The 20,783-nt window shown below is 43.1% G+C and carries 14 protein-coding genes; 7 read left to right on the top strand and 7 right to left on the bottom strand.

Annotated features, from left to right (window positions below):
• From BLW60_RS02020 to BLW60_RS02010, 3 genes are all read right to left on the bottom strand, one after another.
• Entirely contained in the window at positions 1 to 1,149 is a 1,149-nt protein-coding gene (locus BLW60_RS02020) for a leucine-rich repeat domain-containing protein (protein WP_074714222.1), read from the bottom strand.
• A gap of 211 nt (positions 1,150 to 1,360) precedes the next feature.
• Positions 1,361 to 2,641: an SGNH/GDSL hydrolase family protein gene (locus BLW60_RS02015; RefSeq protein ID WP_074714221.1), complete on the bottom strand. Its 1,281-nt coding sequence runs from the start codon at positions 2,639 to 2,641 to the stop codon at positions 1,361 to 1,363.
• Positions 2,641 to 3,861, bottom strand: a complete 1,221-nt coding sequence (locus tag BLW60_RS02010) for a hypothetical protein (RefSeq protein ID WP_074714220.1) — start codon at positions 3,859 to 3,861, stop codon at positions 2,641 to 2,643. Before BLW60_RS02010 ends, BLW60_RS02015 begins: the two co-directional genes overlap by 1 nt.
• A 292-nt stretch (positions 3,862 to 4,153) precedes the next feature.
• Between BLW60_RS02010 and BLW60_RS02005 the strand changes: the two genes are divergently transcribed.
• Positions 4,154 to 5,575, top strand: a complete 1,422-nt coding sequence (locus BLW60_RS02005; RefSeq protein ID WP_074714219.1) for a GGDEF domain-containing protein — start codon at positions 4,154 to 4,156, stop codon at positions 5,573 to 5,575.
• Between the two features lie 224 nt (positions 5,576 to 5,799).
• Here BLW60_RS02005 and metF read toward each other — a convergent pair whose 3' ends face one another.
• From metF to BLW60_RS01990, 3 genes are all read right to left on the bottom strand, one after another.
• Complete coding sequence (gene metF, locus BLW60_RS02000; RefSeq protein ID WP_074714218.1) at positions 5,800 to 6,678, bottom strand: methylenetetrahydrofolate reductase [NAD(P)H]; 879 nt, start codon at positions 6,676 to 6,678, stop codon at positions 5,800 to 5,802.
• Positions 6,665 to 8,938, bottom strand: a complete 2,274-nt coding sequence (metE, locus tag BLW60_RS01995) for a 5-methyltetrahydropteroyltriglutamate--homocysteine S-methyltransferase (RefSeq protein WP_074714217.1) — start codon at positions 8,936 to 8,938, stop codon at positions 6,665 to 6,667. Before metE ends, metF begins: the two co-directional genes overlap by 14 nt.
• A 102-nt stretch (positions 8,939 to 9,040) precedes the next feature.
• Positions 9,041 to 9,952, bottom strand: a complete 912-nt coding sequence (locus BLW60_RS01990) for a LysR family transcriptional regulator (protein WP_074714216.1) — start codon at positions 9,950 to 9,952, stop codon at positions 9,041 to 9,043.
• Positions 9,953 to 10,171: 219 nt separating this feature from the next.
• On the opposite strand from BLW60_RS01990, the gene BLW60_RS01985 reads away from it, so the two are divergent.
• From BLW60_RS01985 to BLW60_RS01975, 3 genes are all read left to right on the top strand, one after another.
• Positions 10,172 to 11,857: a putative bifunctional diguanylate cyclase/phosphodiesterase gene (locus BLW60_RS01985; RefSeq protein ID WP_074714215.1), complete on the top strand. Its 1,686-nt coding sequence runs from the start codon at positions 10,172 to 10,174 to the stop codon at positions 11,855 to 11,857.
• 209 nt (positions 11,858 to 12,066) lie between these two features.
• Positions 12,067 to 12,846: an ABC transporter ATP-binding protein gene (locus BLW60_RS01980; RefSeq protein ID WP_074714214.1), complete on the top strand. Its 780-nt coding sequence runs from the start codon at positions 12,067 to 12,069 to the stop codon at positions 12,844 to 12,846.
• Positions 12,847 to 12,848: 2 nt separating this feature from the next.
• Positions 12,849 to 14,015 carry an ABC transporter permease gene (locus BLW60_RS01975; RefSeq protein ID WP_074714213.1) on the top strand — a complete coding sequence of 389 codons (1,167 nt, stop codon included), beginning with the start codon at positions 12,849 to 12,851 and terminating at the stop codon, positions 14,013 to 14,015.
• 32 nt (positions 14,016 to 14,047) lie between these two features.
• Here the strand turns inward: BLW60_RS01975 and BLW60_RS01970 are convergent, their stop codons facing one another.
• Positions 14,048 to 15,325 (bottom strand): hypothetical protein, encoded by a 1,278-nt coding sequence (locus BLW60_RS01970; protein ID WP_074714212.1) that lies wholly within the window; start codon positions 15,323 to 15,325, stop codon positions 14,048 to 14,050.
• A gap of 501 nt (positions 15,326 to 15,826) precedes the next feature.
• On the opposite strand from BLW60_RS01970, the gene BLW60_RS01965 reads away from it, so the two are divergent.
• The 3 genes from BLW60_RS01965 to BLW60_RS01945 all read left to right on the top strand — a co-directional run bounded on the left by BLW60_RS01965 (position 15,827) and on the right by BLW60_RS01945 (position 20,763).
• Positions 15,827 to 17,353 carry a recombinase family protein gene (locus BLW60_RS01965; RefSeq protein WP_242872810.1) on the top strand — a complete coding sequence of 509 codons (1,527 nt, stop codon included), beginning with the start codon at positions 15,827 to 15,829 and terminating at the stop codon, positions 17,351 to 17,353.
• A 321-nt stretch (positions 17,354 to 17,674) separates the two neighbouring features.
• Positions 17,675 to 18,571, top strand: coding sequence for a leucine-rich repeat domain-containing protein (locus BLW60_RS01950; protein WP_074714210.1), 897 nt, complete (start codon positions 17,675 to 17,677; stop codon positions 18,569 to 18,571).
• A gap of 221 nt (positions 18,572 to 18,792) precedes the next feature.
• Positions 18,793 to 20,763, top strand: a complete 1,971-nt coding sequence (locus BLW60_RS01945; RefSeq protein ID WP_081348097.1) for a glycosyl hydrolase — start codon at positions 18,793 to 18,795, stop codon at positions 20,761 to 20,763.
• Positions 20,764 to 20,783 lie beyond the last annotated feature (20 nt).

Genomic DNA, 20,783 nt, shown 5'->3' with positions numbered 1-20,783 from the left:
TTAGTAATCCTTGCGTGCTTTGCATACGGAGCATACTTTATCAAAAACGCCTTTGAATTCGCCGCCGCAGTATCTGCACAGTCCGTTTTCGATGTTTTTAGGCTCCTGAGATTTGGAATACGCAGGGAATGCCCAGTAATTCTTCTGCACCTTGCTGTAGGTAACGTTAAGGAGCTTCGGACAGTTGAAAAATGTAGCAGGATTTTTTCCGTATTTATAGGGATTGCTTCCTTTATAAAGCTCTGTATCGCCTTCAAAGGTGACCTGTTCAAGACTTGTACAATCGGCAAAAGCGTAGGGATATATGGCTTTTACGCTGTCGGGGATAAGTATTTTTTTCATTCCCGAGCAGCCTCTGAAAGCCTGATTGCCGATATATTCAAGTGTTTCGGGGATATTTATGCTGATGAGAGCAGTGCAGTTCCTGAAAGCATTCATGCCTATTCTTTTAAGACCTGTTGTGGGATCACCGTCAGGGTGCATACTTTCAAAGCTGACGCTTTCCAGACCTGTACACTCAGCAAAGGCGTAGTCCTCAATAGTCTTTACTTTAGGCGGGATACTGATGAATTTCAAGCTCGTACAGCCTTCAAATATCCTCCACGGCAGAAGTTCGAGACCTTTCGGGATATTGACGGATTCAAGACTTGTGCAGCCTGCAAGAGCACCTGCTTCGATGTTTTTGACACTGTCGGGGAATTTTATGTCCTTCAGACTTACACAGCCGTTAAATGCGTCTATATCAATAGTTTCAACGCCCTCTGAAATATGGATAGTATGCAGGTTTTTGCAGCCAGAAAAAGCTCCTTCGCCTATTATCTCGACACCCTCGGGGATAAACACCGACTCTATGTTGTTCATGCCTTGAAAAGCTATTTCTCCGATAACTGAGATTCCGTCAGGTATTCGTATATCCTTATTTGTATAACCATTATAGCGGATAAGAACGCTTCTTTCAACAACGAAGTCGCTGTCAGAAGTATAGGAGGTTTTTACGATATCGGCACTATCAGGTGCAGCTTCGTTATAGCTGGCTATAGCCTTTTTTACGATAAAAGCTTTATTGCAGAACGGGCAGACAGATGCGTCCTCTGTATCGTCAACAGCAAGAAATCCGCCGCATTTGTAGCATTTACCCTGTACATACATTGTTATCCGCCTTCTTTCAGTCGTGTAATATATTTATGAGTTTATATCATTATATCGCATTTTTATTCATAAGTCAACAAATATTTTGTTAATTAACAACAAAATATATTCCCACGCTTCTGAAATAGTTGATTACAGATTTAATTGACTTAGTATCCCACATGAAAAAACTGTGCCCTTATTTTATAAAGGCACAGTTTAATGTCATATATCAGCCTGCTTCTTTAACAAGCTCAGCTGCTTCTGTAGTGATCTCAGCTTCGGCAGCAGTTGTCTCTGTTACAGCGATATTTTCTTCGCTTATCGCAGCAGTAGTTTCAGCTGCAACTGTTGTTTCAGCAGCAGTTGTTACTACAGTTGTCAGTGCTGCCTCAGTTGTTATCTCAGTAACAACAGGAGCAGTAGTAACGCTGCGGGTATTCTTCTTGTTCTTGTTGTTCTCAATCTCTCTGATCTTAGCGTTTACGCATCTTGCATAAGCCTTTGCGCCTTCCTCGTTAGGATGTACTGAATATGAGCTTCCAAGACCGCTCTGATCCAGATCCTCAGACTGCTTTGCAAGGATTATCTTGTTTATCCATGCATTGTCGGAGTAAGCCTGATGTCCGCCGTCCTTGTCGAATTCAGCTTCAACGTCAACGAAGTGGATATTCATGCCCTGTCCTCTGCATTCGTTTACGATGCTGCGGATAGCGTTATTGAACTTGGTAACGTTCTGATTTACTATAGTGGCTTCCTTTTCGCTGATAAGAACGCCCTTGCCGTCCTTGTCAAGAAGCTTTGGATAGCCTGCTACGATGATATTAGCCTGAGCACCTGCCTTGGACTGTATATCGGTATATACGCCCTTGATGTTTGCTCTTGTGGTATCGAATGATGCCCAGAGATCGTCCATCATTTTCTCGATCTTGAGCTTGTCATTGCCGAAATGGAGATATGTACTTCCTGTTGCACAAGTTGTGATTATATCCTCAAATTTGACATCGTTTCCGCCGACTGTCAAAGTAACATAATCAACATCTCCGCTGACCTTGTTGAAAACATCGAGCTGCTTTGGCAGATATGATGTAGTCTTCAATGTCTTGAACAAGGAGAGCCTTTTGTATGTGCTTTTTTTCTGACGTTCCTTGCTGAAATGTCTTGTCTCTGCACCTGATACTGCACCGAAGTACCATTTACACTTTGAAGAATTCTTCTCCTTTACGTTGTAATTGCTCAGTGTACCGCTGATATTCGGGATCTGGAGCAGTCCCGGCCAGCTCTTTGTTGATCTGTGAGCAAGCCAGTCCTCATCGTAAACCTTTTCCTCCCATTTCTTGTTCTGTCCGTAGAATTCGGGGATACCCTCGCCCGACGAGTACGAATCGCCAAGGGATACCACGATAGTTGAACCGTCTGTTCCTTTGGCAGATGCACTTACGGGCAGTACCGAATACATCATTACGGAAGCCATTGCTGTTGTTACAAACCTTTTCATCAGATCTTTTTTCATTAATTGATTACCTCCTCATACGTTAGATCATTAAGTTTTTGGCTTGTTATTTGATCCACGACCTTTAATTTGACCGCGGATTCTTTCGGTATTGTTTGATAGAATTTGTTGCCCATTTCCGTATAGCTTGTAAGTGTATCTGTTTCAGAGACAAGCACCTGTGACTCAAGATCGGATTCAAGGTTGTATGAAGCAGGATTTGCAGCGATAGTCCTGCCTACGATGAATACCGACCATACTGCACCGTCCTCGGCTATGAAATATGTCATGTACATAGGGTGTTTTTCGTCTGATTCCGCAGATGCTTCTGTTTCATCGGTATAAGTTCCGTCGATGCTGTAATCGTATTTCAGCGGATATTCGGTAAAACCTCTCTCCGACATGAATTTGATTGCTTCTTTTTCACTGAAAACGGAATCATTTTCTTCAACAGCTTCAACGGAGACTATTTCTTCGGAATTGTCCTCGTAATACTCCTCGACAGCAGCCTGCATATCGGTTTTGTCCATAGTGTATCTCACCACTGCGGTCAGTTCGTACTCTTTTCCTGCCACAGTTACAGTTTCGCTGACCGATAAGTTATAGTTTTCTGTCTCAACGGCTTTTGCCTTTAATTCGGGAACTAAAGAGCCTGCTGCTGTTATGCAGACAAGTATCATAATGCCCTTGTGTTTGCCTTTGCTTATGAGCACCACCACAGCACCGCTGACTGCAAGGAGCAATATGCCCACTATGATTATCTCAGCCATTGAAACAGCGTTTTTATTATCCTTGCTGCTGTTCTTTTCATCGCTGTTCAAAGCGGGATCTTCGGGATTTTTTAATTCCTGCACCTCGTTTTTTTCGGTGACGACAGCTTTTTCCTCTTTTTTGTCTGCCTTTTTGACTTCTTTTTTATCGGGGAGGAGAACGAGTTCATAGCTTACAGAGTCTCCCGACATCAGGTAAGTCGTTCTGCGTATAGCATTGCTTTCGTCCGAAAGGTGAAATTTATCGGGGACTGCGCCTTCAAGCGTAACATCTGTTATATCATTGCCGCTGTTGTTTTCAAGGGTAATACTTGCGATTATTTTATCATCTTCGTCATAGTCTGTTTTGTCAGCAGATATGACAAGTTTTATGCCGTCCTGAGTTTTTTCGGCTGCGTATGTTTTTAAGCCCGAGATGTTGAGCATTACGGCTGAAATAAGCAGAATAAACGATATTTTTTTTAACTTCAATTTATCTCACCCTTTGCTAAAATGTTTAAAGCGAACAAAATTTTTGCTGATTTACCAAAAATTATGATATTAGTATATCATAATTATATACCATTGTCAAGGTTTGATATAATGTTAAGAAAATAGACATTTTTATTTATAAATCAGCAAAATTTGCCGAAAATCTGCGAGGTATGAACCGAAAAAATTAATGATCCGGAATTGTTTTAATATAAATAGCTTGAAAAGAAAACCAAAATGTGATATAATAAGTAAAAAAGTGATATTATTTATCGGAAAAGGAGATGTGGACATGGAATACCTGAAAGGCATTGACAGCTTTAGCGGATTGGTAAGCATATATTCTTTTGATATTATGCCTGACGGAAGTTTCGGTGAAATTCGCATTATGCAGGTGAATAATGCTAATCATAATGTTCTTGTGAGCAATCCCGATGCGCCTGAGTTTTATCCCGGTATTCCCTGGCGCGCGTATTATTCTGAGGTCAATCACGAGCAGTTCTGTTACAGATGCGGAAGTGAAAATATACCTCTTTACTCCTATGTAAATGCTCACGGCTACTGGCTCAAGTGCTTTTATCTGCCTATCTCACCTCCTGAGGGTATAGACGCAGGGCCTGACAAGGACGGAAAAAGAACGGCTTATGTACTGTTCATAATGAACCGATCGAAGGAGATAGACTCAACTGCTATGTCAATGCGTTCATCAGATGTATCCGAAGCAGTTATAAATATAAGCATAAAGCTCCATGAGACGCAGGATTTCATAAAATCGCTGGCTGATACGATGGGAGAGCTGAGAAAGCTGTGCGGTTCAAGACTTTGCTCACTGTATATGGTAGATGAGAAAACTCAGGAATGTGCGTTCATAAATGAAAGCGGCATCAATGAGAATTATCTTATGGGAATAGCTAAAAGTATGAACTGTAGTACACCTTTTGAGGTGGCTAATGCGTGGAAAAAAGATCTTGACGGCAGCGACTGTCTGCTGCTTGAAGATCTCAGTATCGTTAAAGAGCGCGATCCTGTATGGTATGAGTCGCTTACGATGCATGGTATCACCAGTATTATCCTTTATGAGATACGCTTCAACCGCAAGCTTGTAGGTTTTATCTGGGCGGCTGATTTCGATATTTCAAGGATGTTCGAGATAAAGGAGATACTGGGGCTTACTTCATTTATGCTTGCCGCAGTCATAGCCAATTACCAGCTTATCTCAAAGCTTGAAGAAAAGAGCAGTATTGACGGACTTACAAAGGTATACAACCGCAACACCATGAACAACCGTGTTGATAAATACGTTTCGGGAGCCGTAAAGCTGCCTGAGACAATGGGTGTGGTATTTGCCGATCTCAACGGCTTGAAGATCATAAACGACACCGAGGGACATATTGCAGGTGACAAAGTACTGAGCAGGGCAGCAGCATTGCTGAAGATCGCATACAGTGACTATGATGTATACCGTGCAGGCGGTGACGAGTTCATAGTTCTGTGTTCGGATATAACGCAGGAAAAGCTGGATCAGTGTACTGCACAGCTCCGCGCCTTTGCAAACAGTACATCAGATGTGAGCTTTGCAGTGGGTACGGTTTTCTGCACGGGAAAATATGATATCCGCAAAGCTATGCACGAAGCAGATGAGATAATGTACGTTGATAAGAAGGAGTATTACCGCAAACACCCCGACAAGGACAGAAGAAGGCATTATCAGTAAGTTGAAAGCCGTTAGCCATTAGCCATGAGCCGTTAGCCGAAGGAGTTCGCTTACGCTCACATTATTTAAATTATTCGCCGAAGGCGACACATTTGCTAACAGCTAAGGGCTAAAGGCCAACGGCTAATTATACGGATACAAAAAGAGATCAGGTCATTATGAGCCTGATCTCTTTTTTATGGTTGAATAGGAGATGTAGTTGTCAGTTATGAGATATACAGTGCTTATCTGCTGAGCGAACCCACAGATATGAGCGACTGTACTGCATCGAATATCTTATGTGCGATGTAGGGATTGTTCATGGTATAAAGGTGTATACCGTCAACGCCCTCAGCGATAAGCTCGGTTATCTGGTCGATAGCATAGGCAATGCCTGCATCGCGGAGAGCTGTTTCATTGTGCTCGTACTTTTCAAGTACACGGACGAATTTCTTTGGCAGCTCAACACCGCAGAGCTTCACCATGCGCTCTATCTGACGCTTGTTGGTAACAGGCATTATACCTGCCTCGATCGGGGCATTTATACCTGCAATACAAGCCTTTTCACGGAAATCAAAGAAGCTGTGATTGTCAAGGAAGAGCTGTGAGATAAGGTGGTCAGCACCGCAGTCTACCTTGTATCTGAGCCATTTAAGATCGTCCACTGCACCTGTGCTTTCGGGGTGTACCTCGGGATAGCAGGCTGCGATGATATTGAAGTCGTAGTTTTCTTTGATGAACTTTATAAGGTCGCTTGCGTGTTCAAAATCCCCTGCAGGAGCAGCATCGTCTGTTCTGTCGCCGCGGAGCGCGAGGATATTCTCGATACCGCATTTCTGCATATTGTCAAGTATCTCTACAGCCTGTTCCTTTTTAAGGTTTATGCATGGCAGATGAGCAACGCTTTCCACGCCGTATCTGTTCTGTATATCAGATGCTATCTGTATGGTCTTGCAGCCGTTTTTGCCGCCGCCTGCACCGTATGTGACACTGATGAAATCAGGCTGTATGTCTGAAAGCTCTTCCAGAGTCTGGTATATGACGCTTTCATCTGCATCAGGCTTGGGCGGAAACACTTCCAGTGAAAAAACGGTCTTTTGTTCAAATAATTCAGCAGTTTTCATTTCTTGCCTCTTTCGCAGCGTTAACGAGATTTTTAAGGCTCGGAACTGTTTCCTCGTTTCCTCTTGTTTTGAGTCCGCAGTCAGGATTTACCCAGAGCTTTTCAGCAGGGATACGCTCCTTCATTTTGCCTATGGCAGCCTTTATCTCTTCCTTTGAAGGTACACGAGGAGAATGTATGTCATAAACTCCCGGACCTACTTCTGTACGGAAATTGTTTTCTTTTAGCACATCAAGTATAGTGAGGTCTGAACGTGATGCTTCAAATGTGATGACATCTGCGTCCATATCATCGATATCCTTGATGATATCGGCAAATTCGCTGTAGCACATATGTGTATGTATCTGTGTTTCAGGCTTTACACCGCTGTGTACATATCTGAATGCAGGGATAGCCCAGTCGAGGTAATCCTCATGCCAGTCAGACTTGCGGAGTGGGAGCTTTTCACGGAGAGCAGCTTCGTCTACCTGTATTATGCTTATGCCGTTTGCTTCAAGGTCAAGAACTTCTTCACGGATAGCAAGTGCGATCTGCAATGCGCTTTCCTTGAGGGAGATGTCCTCACGGGGGAATGACCAGTTGAGTATAGTAACAGGACCTGTGAGCATTCCCTTCATAGGCTTCTTTGTAAGGCTCTGAGCGTAAACAGACCATCTTACAGTCATAGGCTTAGCTCTGGAGATATCGCCCCATACTACAGGCGGCTTTACGCAGCGTGTACCGTAGGACTGTACCCATGCCTTTTCGGTGAAGATATAGCCTTCGAGGCACTCACCGAAATACTCGACCATGTCGTTTCTCTCGAATTCACCGTGAACGAGAACGTCGAGACCTATCTCTTCCTGAAGTGCAACACACTCAGCGATCTTCTTTTCGATGAAGAATTCGTATTCGCTGTCTGATATCTCGCCCTTTCTGTGAGCGTTACGTGTGGATTTTACCTCGGCAGTCTGTGGGAAAGAACCGATAGTTGTAGTAGGGAAGAGAGGAAGTGCAAATCTTTCCTTCTGTATCTTCTCACGTTCTGCAAATTCGGGAAGTCTGATGAAGTCCTTTTCGCATAATTCAGCAACTTTCTTTCTTACAGCATCGTTCCTGCCTGATCTGGGCTCGCTGTGAAGTGCGGAATTATTGCGGTATTCAACTGTTTCAGCAGGAGAGTCGGAAGAAATTATCTTCTTTATCTCTGCAAGCTCTGTGAGCTTTTCTTCTGCGTATGCAAAATGCTTTTTGTAGCTTTCAGCCAGCTTTGTCTCGTTTACAAGTGTGCAAGGAACGTGAAGAAGTGAGCATGAAGTATTGAGAACGATATCATCTGTATGCTTTTTCAGCTCATCAAGTATGAGAAGTGTTGAAGCGTAGTTGTTGCGCCAGATATTCTTTCCGTTTACAACGCCTGCAAAGAGAGTCTTGCCCTTCGGGAAGCCGTTGCTCTTAACAAGCTCCAGTGACTTCTTGCCCTCGATAAAGTCAAGACCGATGCCGTCAAAGTCAAGGCTGCAAAGTGAGTTGCAGCAGTCGCGTACATCGCCGAAATAGGTCTGTGCGATGACCTTTAATGAGCCCTTATTTGGCAGTATCTTATTGTAAAGCTCGTTGAAAAGCTTTATGTCGTCAGCTGTCATGTCCTTTACAAGTGAAGGCTCATCGAACTGTATCCATTCTGCACCAAGCTCACCGAATTTAGCAAGAAGTGCCGAATATGCATCAGCTGTCTGCGAAATGAAGTCAACGGCTGTTTTGGTGCCCTTGTATCTTGCAAGCTTTAAGAATGTATAAGCTCCGATGATGACAGGCTTTGTTTTTTCACCGTTATCCAGTGCTTCACTGAAAAGGTCAAAGGGCTTTGTGCCGACAAGCTTTATTTCAGTGGCATCATCTATCTCAGGTACCATGTAATGATAATTGGTATTGTACCACTTCTTCATCGCAAATGCTTTTACATCGCCCTTTTCACCCTGATAGCCTCTTGCAGCTGCGAAATATGTATCAAGCTTTGAAAGTCCGAGAGAAGTGTATCTCTCAGGTACAGCGTTCAGCAGAAATGCTGTGTCGAGGACTCCGTCATAGAATGAAAAGTCGTTTGACGGAATGATATCAACGCCGCTGTTTTTCTGTAAGTTAAGATTGTATAAACGTATAGCTTTTGCTGCTTCTTCAAGTTCTGTAGCAGTGATCTCTCCGCGGAAGTATTTCTCGCTTGCGAATTTGAGTTCGCGAAGATTTCCTATTCTTGGGTATCCTATTATAGTTGTTTTCATTTCCTATTCCTCCGATATGTTTTGGTATGTTTATATTATATCATATCTGTCGGAAATGTGTTAATATCAAAAAGAAATGCTGTACCATAGCTAAAAGCTATATCAGACAGAATAGTTTGCGATATATTCTTTCAGATGTTCGAGATATCGGTGAGTAAGCTCATTCATAGGTCTGTCGGTAGTGATTATATAGCCTATCTCCATTGTTTCATCGCTTTCGAGAGGTATGGAAACGATGTTGCTGCCGTTGAGATCAGAACTGAGGATACCTGATGAGATGGTGTACCCGTCCAGACCGATAAGCAGGTTGAAAAGGGTGGCTCTGTCCGAAACAGTGATATTTTTCGGGCTTTCAGCTGTTATATGAAGCTCCTCTGCGAAATAGAAGGAGTTTTTCACGCCCTGATCGTATGTCAGACGCGGAAAGCTTTTAAGGTCGTCGAGAGTGACTTTTTTTCTGCCCACAAGGGGATTGCTCCTGCTGACGAAAACGTGTGGCTTTGCAGTAAAGAGCTTCTCAAACTTTAATTCCTCATTTTGCAGGATATGGCGGATAACTTCACGGTTGAACTTGCTGAGGAAAAGTACGCCGATATCACTTCTGTGAGTCCTTACGTCCTCGATGATCTCGGCAGTTTTCAACTCGCGGAGAGTGAACTCGTACTTATCCCGTCCGTATTCGCGGACAAGCTCAACGAAGGCGTTTACTACAAAAGCGTAATGCTGTGATGATACCGCAAATGCTCTGTTTGGCGGCGGAGCGGCTTTGTATTCGCTTTCGAGAAGCTCTGCCTGCTCGACTATCTGACGCGCATATGACAGGAATTTAGTACCCTCTTCGGAAAGATATACACCTCTGTTGCTGCGGTTGAATATAGTTATGCCCATTTCCTTTTCAAGCTCCGCAACGGATTTTGAAAGGCTGGGCTGTGCGATAAACAGGCGTTCAGCCGCCATAGTGATAGAGCCTGTCTCCGCTATCATTATTATGTATTTAAGTTGCTGTAGGGTCATATGCTTCCTCCTTTATTATTTATTATTATAACACGTATCTCTGTTTATTACAACTTAATGATATAAATATGGTAAATATTGACTTTAAAATAACAATAATCATATTTTCCACCATTTTTATATTTTATCTATTGCATTTTTTGCGATTATAGTATATAATAAAATTAATTAAAGGCAAAAATTATGTTTTTGACAAAAAAAAGGAAATGGAGGGGCGTTATGGATTCAGAGCGCGAATTACGCTTTTACAAATTGTATGAGCAGCTTGCATCATTGACTCAGAACTCAAATGATAAGCCTGATATTCCGCGTATAGAAAAAATTCTGAATGAAATAGCAGCAATGTTCCGTCTATCTAAGGGTGTAACTAATTATTATCGCAGTCCTGTTGAGGAAATGCGCGGCGATGGAGAAACTATGATAAGCTATGACACGGGCGAAGAAGGAGCTCCTGTCCACACAGTACGCTGTGTCAATAAGCTTATGTCCATAACTACTATGACAGTATATATGACAGATAAGGTCGAACCGCTGACAGAAGAGGAAATGTTCAAGGTTGACCTTGTTATGCGGACTGTTGTTATATATGTATGCCGCAACCGCTTGCAGATCATGGCAGAAAAGCTTGCATTTTATGATGACATGGGCTTTAAAAACATCAGGACATTTTTCAGATATCTCACATGGAACGGACATCAGGGCGACTTTAACGGAAAAGCAGCCGTAAACTATAATCTGAGGCATTTTGCCGTAGTAAACGAAAACTATGGCAGAGCAGGCGGAGATACCGCGCTTTTCAATCATTATAAGTTCGTTGAGAAAATAGTCGGAGACAGCGGTATCGTTGTAAGACTTGGCGGTGACGCATTTGTTTGTATCTGCGATCAGAACGACCTGCCCGATCTTCTCGATTATCTTAACGAGTCTATAGTTGTTGTTGACAAAGAAGGCAGAACAGTACGTCTCTCATGCTGTGCAGGCGTGTTCTGCATACCTGACGGATATACTGTAAGTGTGCCTAACGATATTATGGGCAAGATAATGCATGCATATCAGGTGGCAAGAAACAGCGGACAGGGCAATATCGTATTCTTCTCGGATATGCTCATGTCGGACAAGGAAAGGTCAAGACGTATCCAGAGCATATTCCCTGAGGCACTGTTGAATAACGAGTTCGTTGTATTCTATCAGCCCAAGATTAATATAGATACGGGAGAGATACGCGGTGCAGAGGCACTTTGCCGCTGGTTCCATGAAGGAAAAATAGTGCCGCCTATGGAATTTATCCCTGTTCTTGAAGAGACAAACGAGATATGCAAGCTGGATTATTATATGCTGGACAAGGTGTGCGGTCACATACGCAAATGGCTCGATGAAGGAAGACAGGCTGTGCGCGTTTCCGTGAACCTTTCACGCCGTCACATGATAAATCCCGAACTTCTTAAGGAATTGATCGAGATAATCGACCGTCATAATGTACCCCATGAATACATAGAGATAGAGCTTACCGAAACGACTACTGACGTGGAATTCAAGGATCTCAAGCGTGTCGTTGTGGGATTGCAGGAGCAGAATATATGCACTTCTGTCGATGATTTTGGTATGGGATACTCTTCGCTTAACCTTATCAGAGTCGTTCCGTGGAACGTTATCAAGGTGGATAAGATATTCCTCCCGCTGGACGGAGAGTCACAGGACAGCACAAGAAGTGTCATGTTCAAGTACGTTGTAGCTATGGCAAATGAGCTCGGACTTGAATGTATCGTTGAAGGTGTTGAAACTCCTGCACAGCTTGAATTGCTCCGACAGAATGGCTGCCATATGGCTCAGGGATATCTGTTTGATAAGCCCCTTCCACAGCTTGAATTTGAGAAAAGGCTCGATATGGGCAAATATACTGTATAAGTGTACTTAAAAAATATGCAATGATACTTTCCGAAGCTCACATGGTCGTGTGAGCTTATGGAAAGTATTTTTTTATTTAATATGAAAATAATTGTTATTTTGAGCAAAAAAAGTTGACTGAATAAGATATATGTGTTATAATATTAAAGTTGACTTATTCGGTATATTTTGTTATCGGATCATCAAAAATATGATATAAGGAGAAGAAAATGGAAGAACTAAAAGCACAAAATCTCGTAAAGACCTTTACGATCTCCGAGAAACAGCGGAAAACACTTGGCATTAGCGAGAGAAAAAAAGTAGCAGTAAACGGAATAAGCTTTACTGCAAGATCAGGAGAAGTGTTCGGACTTCTTGGACCAAACGGCGCAGGTAAGACAACTACCATGCGTATGCTTGCAACACTTATCAAGCCTGACAGCGGCGATGCACTTTACAACGATATCAGTGCAGTCAAGACTCCCGAAAAGATACGTTCAGAGCTTGCATTCCTTACTACGGACTTAAAGCCTGATATGAAATCGACACCAAATCTGATGTATGATTTCTTTGCAGAGCTTTATCATGTTCCTAAGGATAAGGCTGAAAAGCGTAAAAAAGAGCTGTTTGAAGAGTTCGGTATAAACAAGTATGCCGATACTATGATATCAAAGCTCTCACAGGGACAGAGACAGAAAGTCTCACTGGTAATATCGGTTATACATGATCCGAAGTTCATCATATTCGATGAGCCCACAAACGGACTTGATATCATTGCATCACGAGTAGTTCGTGAGTTCATACTCAATATGAAAAAAGCAGGCAAATGTATGATAATCTCAACTCATTTGTTTGATCTTGTAGAGAAGGTCTGTGACAGGGCAGCCATGATAATGGACGGAAGAATAGTTGCAGATGATACTCTCGAAAACCTCATGCAGGGACGCTCTCTTGAAGATGCGTTCTATGACATTTATACAAGCATTCACGGCGGAAAAGATGAGGTGTGATCATGAGAGATATTATTACAGTTGCAAAAAAAGAATTAAAATCATTTTTCAGTGATAAAGCAATACTGCTTCAGATGTTTATCCTTCCTTTTGCTATAGTATTTGGTTATGGTATGCTCATGTCGGCAACATGGTCAAATGTGGCAGATGATAAAGCTCCTAAGAAAAATGAAACAGTCATTGCCTACAGCGTAAATGCACCTGATGAATTCAAGACAGTACTTGACGAGCTTGGCATAAAGCCTGCACCTGATAACGATGTTGAGAAATACAAGGATCAGGTCAAGAACAAAGAAGCAGACATGATCATGGTATTCCCTGATGACTTCAAAATGGACGAACCGGGTTCAGCATCACTGTCGAATATAGATATGTTCTATAATTCGGACAAAAAGTCATCAATGGAGCTTTATTCAAAAGCTACGGTGATGTTTACTACTATGCAGCCGAGAATATTTACATTCAATGAATCGACTGATACAGATTATGACCTTATAGACAAGGCATCAATGCTGAGAAATCTCCTTGGTGGAATAATCCCGCTCATGGTATTCATGGCAGTGTATATGGTTTGTATGAGCCTTGCAGCAAACTCTATTGCAGGTGATAAGGAAAAAGGCTTCCTCAATACATTGCTTGTAACACCTATCAAGAGAGAAAGTCTTGCAGCAGGAAAATCGATATCGATACTTGTTGTAGCAATAATCGCAAGCTGCTCTGCATTCATAGGAATGGCGATCTCACTTCCAAAGTTTGCCGATGCATTAAAGATAGCAGAAAAAACAAGTTACAGCATACCAGATTATAGTGTGCTGTTAGGAGCAGTTATAACAGGTTCATTCGTATGTGCAGTAATACTGCTCATAATCTCAACAGTGGCAAAGGATACAAAGCAGGCAACAACACTTTCACCACTGCTTCTGGTATTGATAATGATACCGTCGCTTATGTGCTCGACAGAGAGCTTTGCAGCACACGTTGAGAATCTTGGAACAACAAACTATGTTATTCCTGTATGGAATTCAGTAAAGCTGCTTCAGGACGGAATCAAGCTTAATTATTCATGGACAAATGCAGGCATAACATTCGGAGTAAATATTGTGGTTGCATTATTTGGAATATTCTTTATAGGTAAGCTTTTCAACAGAGAAAAGATAGTAAACGGTTAATAAAAAATGCACGCTGTAAAGCGTGCATTTTTTTATCTTCTTGCATTGCAGAACGGACATTTGTTGTATTTTGATGCAAATATGTTTCCGCAGTACTGGCAGGTAACTGTGCTGCCTGAGTTGTCTGTAGCATTATCGTAAGTTGCCGATGTTGCGGGGAAACTGTCGAGTGACGGCATCATATCGCTTTCGTCCTTACTGTTTTCGGGCATCATCTGTTTGTACTGGTCGATAAACGAATTGAACTCTGCATCGCGCTCTTTTTTGTCAGCCTTGTAATCGGAATAAGTGTAATTCTTGCCGGACTCGTTTATACGCTGTCTGCGTATAGTTTGTGGATCTAAAGGGTTAGGATTATTGTTTCTGCTGACATTGTTGTTGATGTTGATATTGCTGTTGTTTGATGAATATGGTGTGGAGGTGTAGCTGTTTCCGTAAGAATTTCTGCTGCCGTATGAATCGCTTCCGCCGTATGTATTGCTGTCGGTATCAAGAGGTGCAGGCTGTGCCTTTCTGTACTTGAAAGACGGATAAAACATTAAAAATGCATGGAGCAATACAAATCCCAGCATGAAAAGCATAGGTCCGAGCTGGTGCATATCAGGCTTCATGGAAATAGTATCCGTTAAATAACTGAATGATCTTATCAGAGACTCATCTAAATCATTTTTGTCATACAGATAGGAATGAAAAGCTGAATTGAACCTTTCTGCTTCGTTTTCTCTGAGTACGCTGTCGGTATTATCTCCCTGCATACCTTCCCAGTACCAGTCGCTGGAATGATTGGCTTTATCCTGCGGCTGAGAATAGATCAGGAGCCAGTGCATCTCGTCATTGAATTCGGAAAGATACCTGTTGTATGCATAGTCCTCAAGTGAAGAATAGGTGTTTTTCCAGTCATCGTTATAAATAGTGATAACGGCAGGTGTGATATCTGTTTTTTTTTGGAAAGCCTTCAGTTCCTTCATTACTCCGCTTTCGTCATCAATGACATCTGCTTCGTCTTTGATGATTATAGTGTGGTCGCTGTACTTGGGTATGTGCGGTACTGCCTTGATGATGCCTGATATACTTACCCATAGGAAAGGCAGGTATATCAGTATCGCAAATACAGTTGCGAAAGAGAAGCCGGGTTTGAAATCCGAGCCTGCATAGAAGTATCTCGGCTGATTACGATGGTAATATACATACCTGCGAGAATTGTGGAATGGTCTGCTGCTTGTCCTTGTTCTTGAGCTGCTGCTGTGAGAGCCTCCGTGACCGCCGTGTGAGCTGCCTCCGTGAGAACCTCCGCCTGATGAATGTGGCATAAATATACCCCCATATATCAAATATAATGGATTTATTTTATATCATACTCCGCAAAAAGTCAAGACCTTTTTGTGACTCATTTATTTCGTATGTTTGAACTCATATTTGCTGCACGATATTTGTATGTCTTTTTATATATGATCATTGAAAAAGAAATGATCGCGCTCAATACGATACATACCACCTTATCACAGAAATGCCGTTTTTTCCTGCATGATCCTATTATCAAAAAATATGGTTTTTAAGTATTCGGACAAGTGATGCTGCAATAGAATGTAACGGAGGCGATTTCTATTGCAGAGTTAAGCAGATCAGGTCATTATTCACAGATTAAAATGGTTATAACGGAAAAGGGGAGCATGGCTGTTGAAAATCTCTTACCTTGTAAAAATAACCGTAAAAAGTTAAAAGCTGCGGAAGCGGAGCTGTACGGTATTTTCTCAAAATACGTAAAAAAGGGTGATGAAAAATAAATACAGTGTTTGTGCTGCGGCAAAGCAGTGCAGCGGACAGTTCTGAAAGGAGCTGATATTATCGTAGCTATCTATGCAAGACAATCTGTTGATCGTGCGGACAGTATCTCCATAGAACAGCAGATAGAGCTCTGTGAGTACGAAGCAAGAGGTGAAGCTTTCAGGACGTATATCGACCGCGGTTACAGCGGCAAGGATACGAACCGTCCCGAGTTTGCTCAGATGATGAACGATATAAGGCTCGGCGAGATAAACACGGTCATTGTTTATAAGCTTGACCGCATAAGCCGTTCGATACTTGATTTTTCGGCAATGATAGAGATGTTCGGCAAATACGGTGTACAGTTCGTATCTGCAACGGAAAAGTTTGACACTTCATCGCCAATGGGAAATGCCATGCTGAATATCTGTATCGTATTTGCTCAGCTTGAACGTGAAACTATACAGAAGCGAGTTGCGGACGCATATTTTTCACGGAGTCAGAAAAGCTTTTACATGGGCGGAGCTATACCCTACGGTTTCAGAAAAGTCCCGACTGTAATTGACGGAGTGCATACTTCAATGTATGAGCCCATACCAGATGAAGAAAAGGTCGTCCGCATGATATTTGAGATGTACTCTCAGCCGCAGACCTCATACGGTGATATCATTGACAGAATGAATGAGCTGGGGATAAAAAAGCGCGGAAAAGACTGGGTAAGACAGCGTATAAGGGAGCTTGTCTTAAATCCCATATATGTAAAGGCTGACCATGATGTGTACGATTTCTTTAAGGAGCGCGGTGCTGAACTTGCAGATCCACCCTCGGATTATATCGGAGCCAACGGCTGCTACTGCTACAAAAATCGTTCTGATAAAAAGAAAAAAATCTCTGACATTGAAGGAAAGCAAATAGTCCTTGCACCCCACAAGGGGATAGTGGACTCGGGAGTATGGCTGAAATGCCGTAAAAAATGCATGGGCAGAGAGCAGATCATACCTTTGCAGAAGGCGAGGAATTCATGGCTGTGCGGCAAGATAAAGTGCGGAGTGTGCGGTTACGCGCTTACTGCAAAGCAGTTCGACAACGGGCGGCGGCGTTACCTCATCTGCTCAAACAGGCTCGGTACAAAATGCTGTAAAGGGGCAGGAACACTGTATACCGCTGAGGTCGAAAAGCTTGTATGCGATGAGATAAAAGAAAGGCTTGCAAAGTTCGGCAAGCTGTCGCCCACGGAGAAATGTACTTCCGATAGTGAGCTTGCCATTCTGGAGAATGAGCTTGCCGAGACAGAAAAGGAGATAAACGGACTTCTCGGAAAAGTCAGCAGTGCTGATAACGTGCTTTTTCAGTACATAAATGACAGGATAGCATTGCTTGACAGTCGGAAAAATGAAATAATCGAGCGCGTGAATAAGCTCGGTGTAAAAAGGTGCAGTCCCGACTGCGCGATAGACTGCCATCAGATAATATGGGACGAGCTGAGCTTTGACGATAAACGTCAGGTGGCAGATATACTTATTCGTGTTGTATATGCTACAAGTGAAAAAATAATCATTCAGTGGAGGATATGAGTTCCCTTGAACGATTTGGCGAAGCACTTCGCATAGCACAGGATAATCTTGACTCTAAAAACTTCTACGCCTGCAATCCTTCCTTTGATAAAAACTGCGGCAGAAGATGAACGTGTATATGGCTTCCGAAATTTTTCGGAAGCCTTTTTTATGGAAATATTACGGGAATATCCGACAAAAGAAGTCAGCGACAGCAGTCATTTATCACGGGTTAAAATGTGATGTGGGTGAAAAACATCGGGAAATCGGATTTTTGGGCATGAAAAAGAGCTTTCGGCTGTACATTGCAGATGTTATACTGGTCATAAAGGAGGGATAGGTATGAAAAAGATCATACTTGCTGCTGCGGCGTTTATGATGCTTATATCTGCGGACAAAGGAAATGCTGCGGCAGAAAGCAGCGGCTACGAATACACTATCATAGACGGAGAAGTGACGGTAGTCGGATACAAAGGCGAACCCGAATACATTGAGATACCCGAATATATTGAGGGATGCCCCGTTATTGAGGTGAGGGACAACGCATTCTATAATTGTCACTCGCTGAAAGCGGCTGTACTGCCTGACACGGTGCTGAAAATAGGTCATCACAGTTTTTATGCCTGCTATGAGCTTGAAAGCATAAGGCTCCCTGCGGAGCTTGAAGAGATCGGAATGGGCTGCTTTTGCGGCTGTGTGGCACTAAAGGAGATAGAGCTACCCGAGACCATTGATATTATCCCCGATTCCTGCTTCCGAGCCTGTACGTCTCTTAGTGAGATAAGACTGCCGCAGGGGACTGAAATAATCGAAAAATTCGCCTTTGCAGGCTGTACCGAACTGTGCAGCGCAGAGTTTGGGGATAGCCTTTTATCCGTGGGAGAAAGGGCATTTTATATGTGCGGAAAGCTTTCAAGCGCGGTATTGCCCAAAACCTGCTACGATATAGGCGAGCAGTCATTCGGGTACGACTGCGATGGAAACAAAATGACAGTAAAAACAGATATGACGATAGTAGGTGAAAGAGAGTCGGCGGCGGAGCAGTATGCTGAGGAAAACGGTCTCGGATTTGCTGAATTCCACGAAACGGCTGATGCTTTTGCCGAAGTCTCAGACGCCGATAAAAGCGAGAAAGCTCCTGAATGGGTGAGCTGGCTCGGTATGGTCATATTTGGTCTGCTTACAGTCATAGTTGTAATAATATCATTTAACGAAGATAGGAGGAAAAAGCTTAAATAATTGCTGTTTCGGAATGGTCTGACCAGAAATTGCGGTTTTTTGATAATCGGCTAATATTAGTAATGTTTTATGAAATCCCTTGCAATTTCAGAAAAAATGTGGTATCATATATGTGTATAATTGCGTTAAGCTGATAAATAAGGATAGGCACTTAAATTATAAGCTTAAAGCAAATAAATTAATAAGCACGATCTGGAGGGATCAAATTGAAAAAAGAAAACATGAAGCGCGCTGCGTACACTGTTGCAGCTGCGTTCATCGCATCGGCGGCGATGAGTTTTCCTTCAGCTCTGGCAAAGCCATCGGCAGTTCTTGCAGCCGATGAGGTCCTTAAATACGAATTTGAGGACGGCAAAACAAGCGGAGGAAAGATCCACGCTGATGGTGCTTCCGATGTAAAGATGAGCGATTTCCCCGAGGGTACAGACCTCAGCGGATTTTCTGGCAAGGGATTTGCTTATCTCGATCAGAAGGGGACTACTCTCAGCGTAGATGTAGATGTTCCTGAGGCAGGACTCTACGAGCTTAACATCGGTTACTGTGAACCAAGTGATCCGAACAAGAAAGTCCAGTATCTCAACGTCAATGGTGTAAATCAGGGCGAGCTTACCTGCCCGTACACCAAGACATTTGCAGAGACTTCTGGCGGTGTGGTGAACCTTAAAAAGGGAAAGAACACTATCGAGCTGAAAGCATACTGGGGCTATACCTTCTTCGATTACCTCACATTGAAGGCTGCTCCCGAAAAGCTCACCAATCTTTCGCCTACAAGGGAGCTTTCAAATCCGAAAGCATCTGATACCACAAAGCGTCTTTACAATTATCTCTGCGACCAGTATGGAAAGCACATCATATCAGGTCAGCAGGAATACTGCGGAGACCACAACTATAACCTCTGGAACAGCCCCGATGTATTCATCAAGGACAATGAAGCCGAGTTTGAATACATAGAGGAAAAGACAGGCAAACAGCCTGCTATACGCGGAATTGATTTCCTTGCGTACAATACCTCTTCCGAGTGGCGCGACCATGCTCCCGAGCGAGTTATAGAATGGGTAAACAAGTATCACGGTATCGCAACTGTTTCATGGCACTGGAACGTGCCATGCGAAAAAGGAAGCGATGATATCGCTTTCTATGTAGAGTCAGCAAACCCAAAGTTCACAACGTTCAGCTGTAAAAATGCAGTTACTGAGGGAACATGGGAGCATGAAGTCGTTATGGCTGATATCGAGCTTATCGCTGGCGAGCTGAAAAAGCTCAAGGACGCAGATGTGCCTGTACTCTGGAGACCCCTCCACGAAGCCGAGGGCGGCTGGTTCTGGTGGGGAGCTGAGGGCGCAGAGCCCTGCAAGAAGCTCTACCGTCTGCTCTACGATCAGCTCACCAATGTTTACGGTCTGGACAACCTTATCTGGATATGGACAGGCTCGACTTCACCTGCGGCTGCCGACTGGTATCCCGGTGATGATGTTGTGGATATAGTGGGCTACGATAAGTATAACTGCGCTGACGGCGTGGCTAATCTCAGCTCTATATCGTCCACTTTCTACAGTCTTGTACAGGGTACGGACTGTCAGAAAATGGTGGCAATGTCCGAGAACGACTCCATACCTTCACTTGAAAACCTTGTGAACGACAAGGCTGCATGGCTGTATTTCTGCCCGTGGTATATGAATTACCTCACCAGCGAGCAGAACAACCCTGTGGATAACCTTATCGAGGTATATCAGAGTGACTACTGTATCACTCTTGACGAACTCCCCGACCTGAAAACATATCCGTTAAACGGCAGTCAGGGAACTGTAACTACTACAGTTACGACCAAGCCTGTAACTACTTCAACTACTAAAGTCACGACCGTTTCAGCGTCAAAAACTTCAACGACGGCTAAGGTCACAACCTCTTCCACCACCAAGGCTGCAACAACTTTGGCGACTTCTTCGGTTCCTTCCAAGGATTACAAAAAAGGCGATGCCAACTGCGACGGCAATGTTGATATGTCTGATGCGGTAATTATCATGCAGTCTCTTGCAAATCCTGATAAATACGGTGAAAAAGGCACTGATAAGTTCCACATCACCGAGCAGGGCAAGATAAACGGCGATGTGGAAACAAGCAGTAAGGGACTCACTTCAAATGACGCTCTGGAGATACAGAAGTATCTTCTCGGTCTTTCAAAGTGGGATTAAATAAAATAAAAAATGATTCA

This window comes from Ruminococcus flavefaciens (genome assembly GCF_900108555.1).
Taxonomy (GTDB): domain Bacteria; phylum Bacillota; class Clostridia; order Oscillospirales; family Ruminococcaceae; genus Ruminococcus; species Ruminococcus flavefaciens_P.
Note: the sequence above shows the minus strand (reverse complement) of the source record. Positions and strands in the feature narration are given on the sequence as shown.

What these genes read in the sequence shown, in the direction of transcription:
- BLW60_RS02020 (WP_074714222.1), bottom strand. Translation starts at nt 1,149, where the DNA reads ATGTATGTACAGGGTAAATGCTACAAATGCGGCGGATTTCTTGCTGTT.
- BLW60_RS02015 (WP_074714221.1), bottom strand. Translation starts at nt 2,641, where the DNA reads ATGAAAAAAGATCTGATGAAAAGGTTTGTAACAACAGCAATGGCTTCC.
- BLW60_RS02005 (WP_074714219.1), top strand. Translation starts at nt 4,154, where the DNA reads ATGGAATACCTGAAAGGCATTGACAGCTTTAGCGGATTGGTAAGCATA.
- metF (WP_074714218.1), bottom strand. Translation starts at nt 6,678, where the DNA reads ATGAAAACTGCTGAATTATTTGAACAAAAGACCGTTTTTTCACTGGAA.
- metE (WP_074714217.1), bottom strand. Translation starts at nt 8,938, where the DNA reads ATGAAAACAACTATAATAGGATACCCAAGAATAGGAAATCTTCGCGAA.
- BLW60_RS01990 (WP_074714216.1), bottom strand. Translation starts at nt 9,952, where the DNA reads ATGACCCTACAGCAACTTAAATACATAATAATGATAGCGGAGACAGGC.
- BLW60_RS01985 (WP_074714215.1), top strand. Translation starts at nt 10,172, where the DNA reads ATGGATTCAGAGCGCGAATTACGCTTTTACAAATTGTATGAGCAGCTT.
- BLW60_RS01980 (WP_074714214.1), top strand. Translation starts at nt 12,067, where the DNA reads ATGGAAGAACTAAAAGCACAAAATCTCGTAAAGACCTTTACGATCTCC.
- BLW60_RS01975 (WP_074714213.1), top strand. Translation starts at nt 12,849, where the DNA reads ATGAGAGATATTATTACAGTTGCAAAAAAAGAATTAAAATCATTTTTC.
- BLW60_RS01970 (WP_074714212.1), bottom strand. Translation starts at nt 15,325, where the DNA reads ATGCCACATTCATCAGGCGGAGGTTCTCACGGAGGCAGCTCACACGGC.
- BLW60_RS01950 (WP_074714210.1), top strand. Translation starts at nt 17,675, where the DNA reads ATGAAAAAGATCATACTTGCTGCTGCGGCGTTTATGATGCTTATATCT.
- BLW60_RS01945 (WP_081348097.1), top strand. Translation starts at nt 18,793, where the DNA reads ATGAAGCGCGCTGCGTACACTGTTGCAGCTGCGTTCATCGCATCGGCG.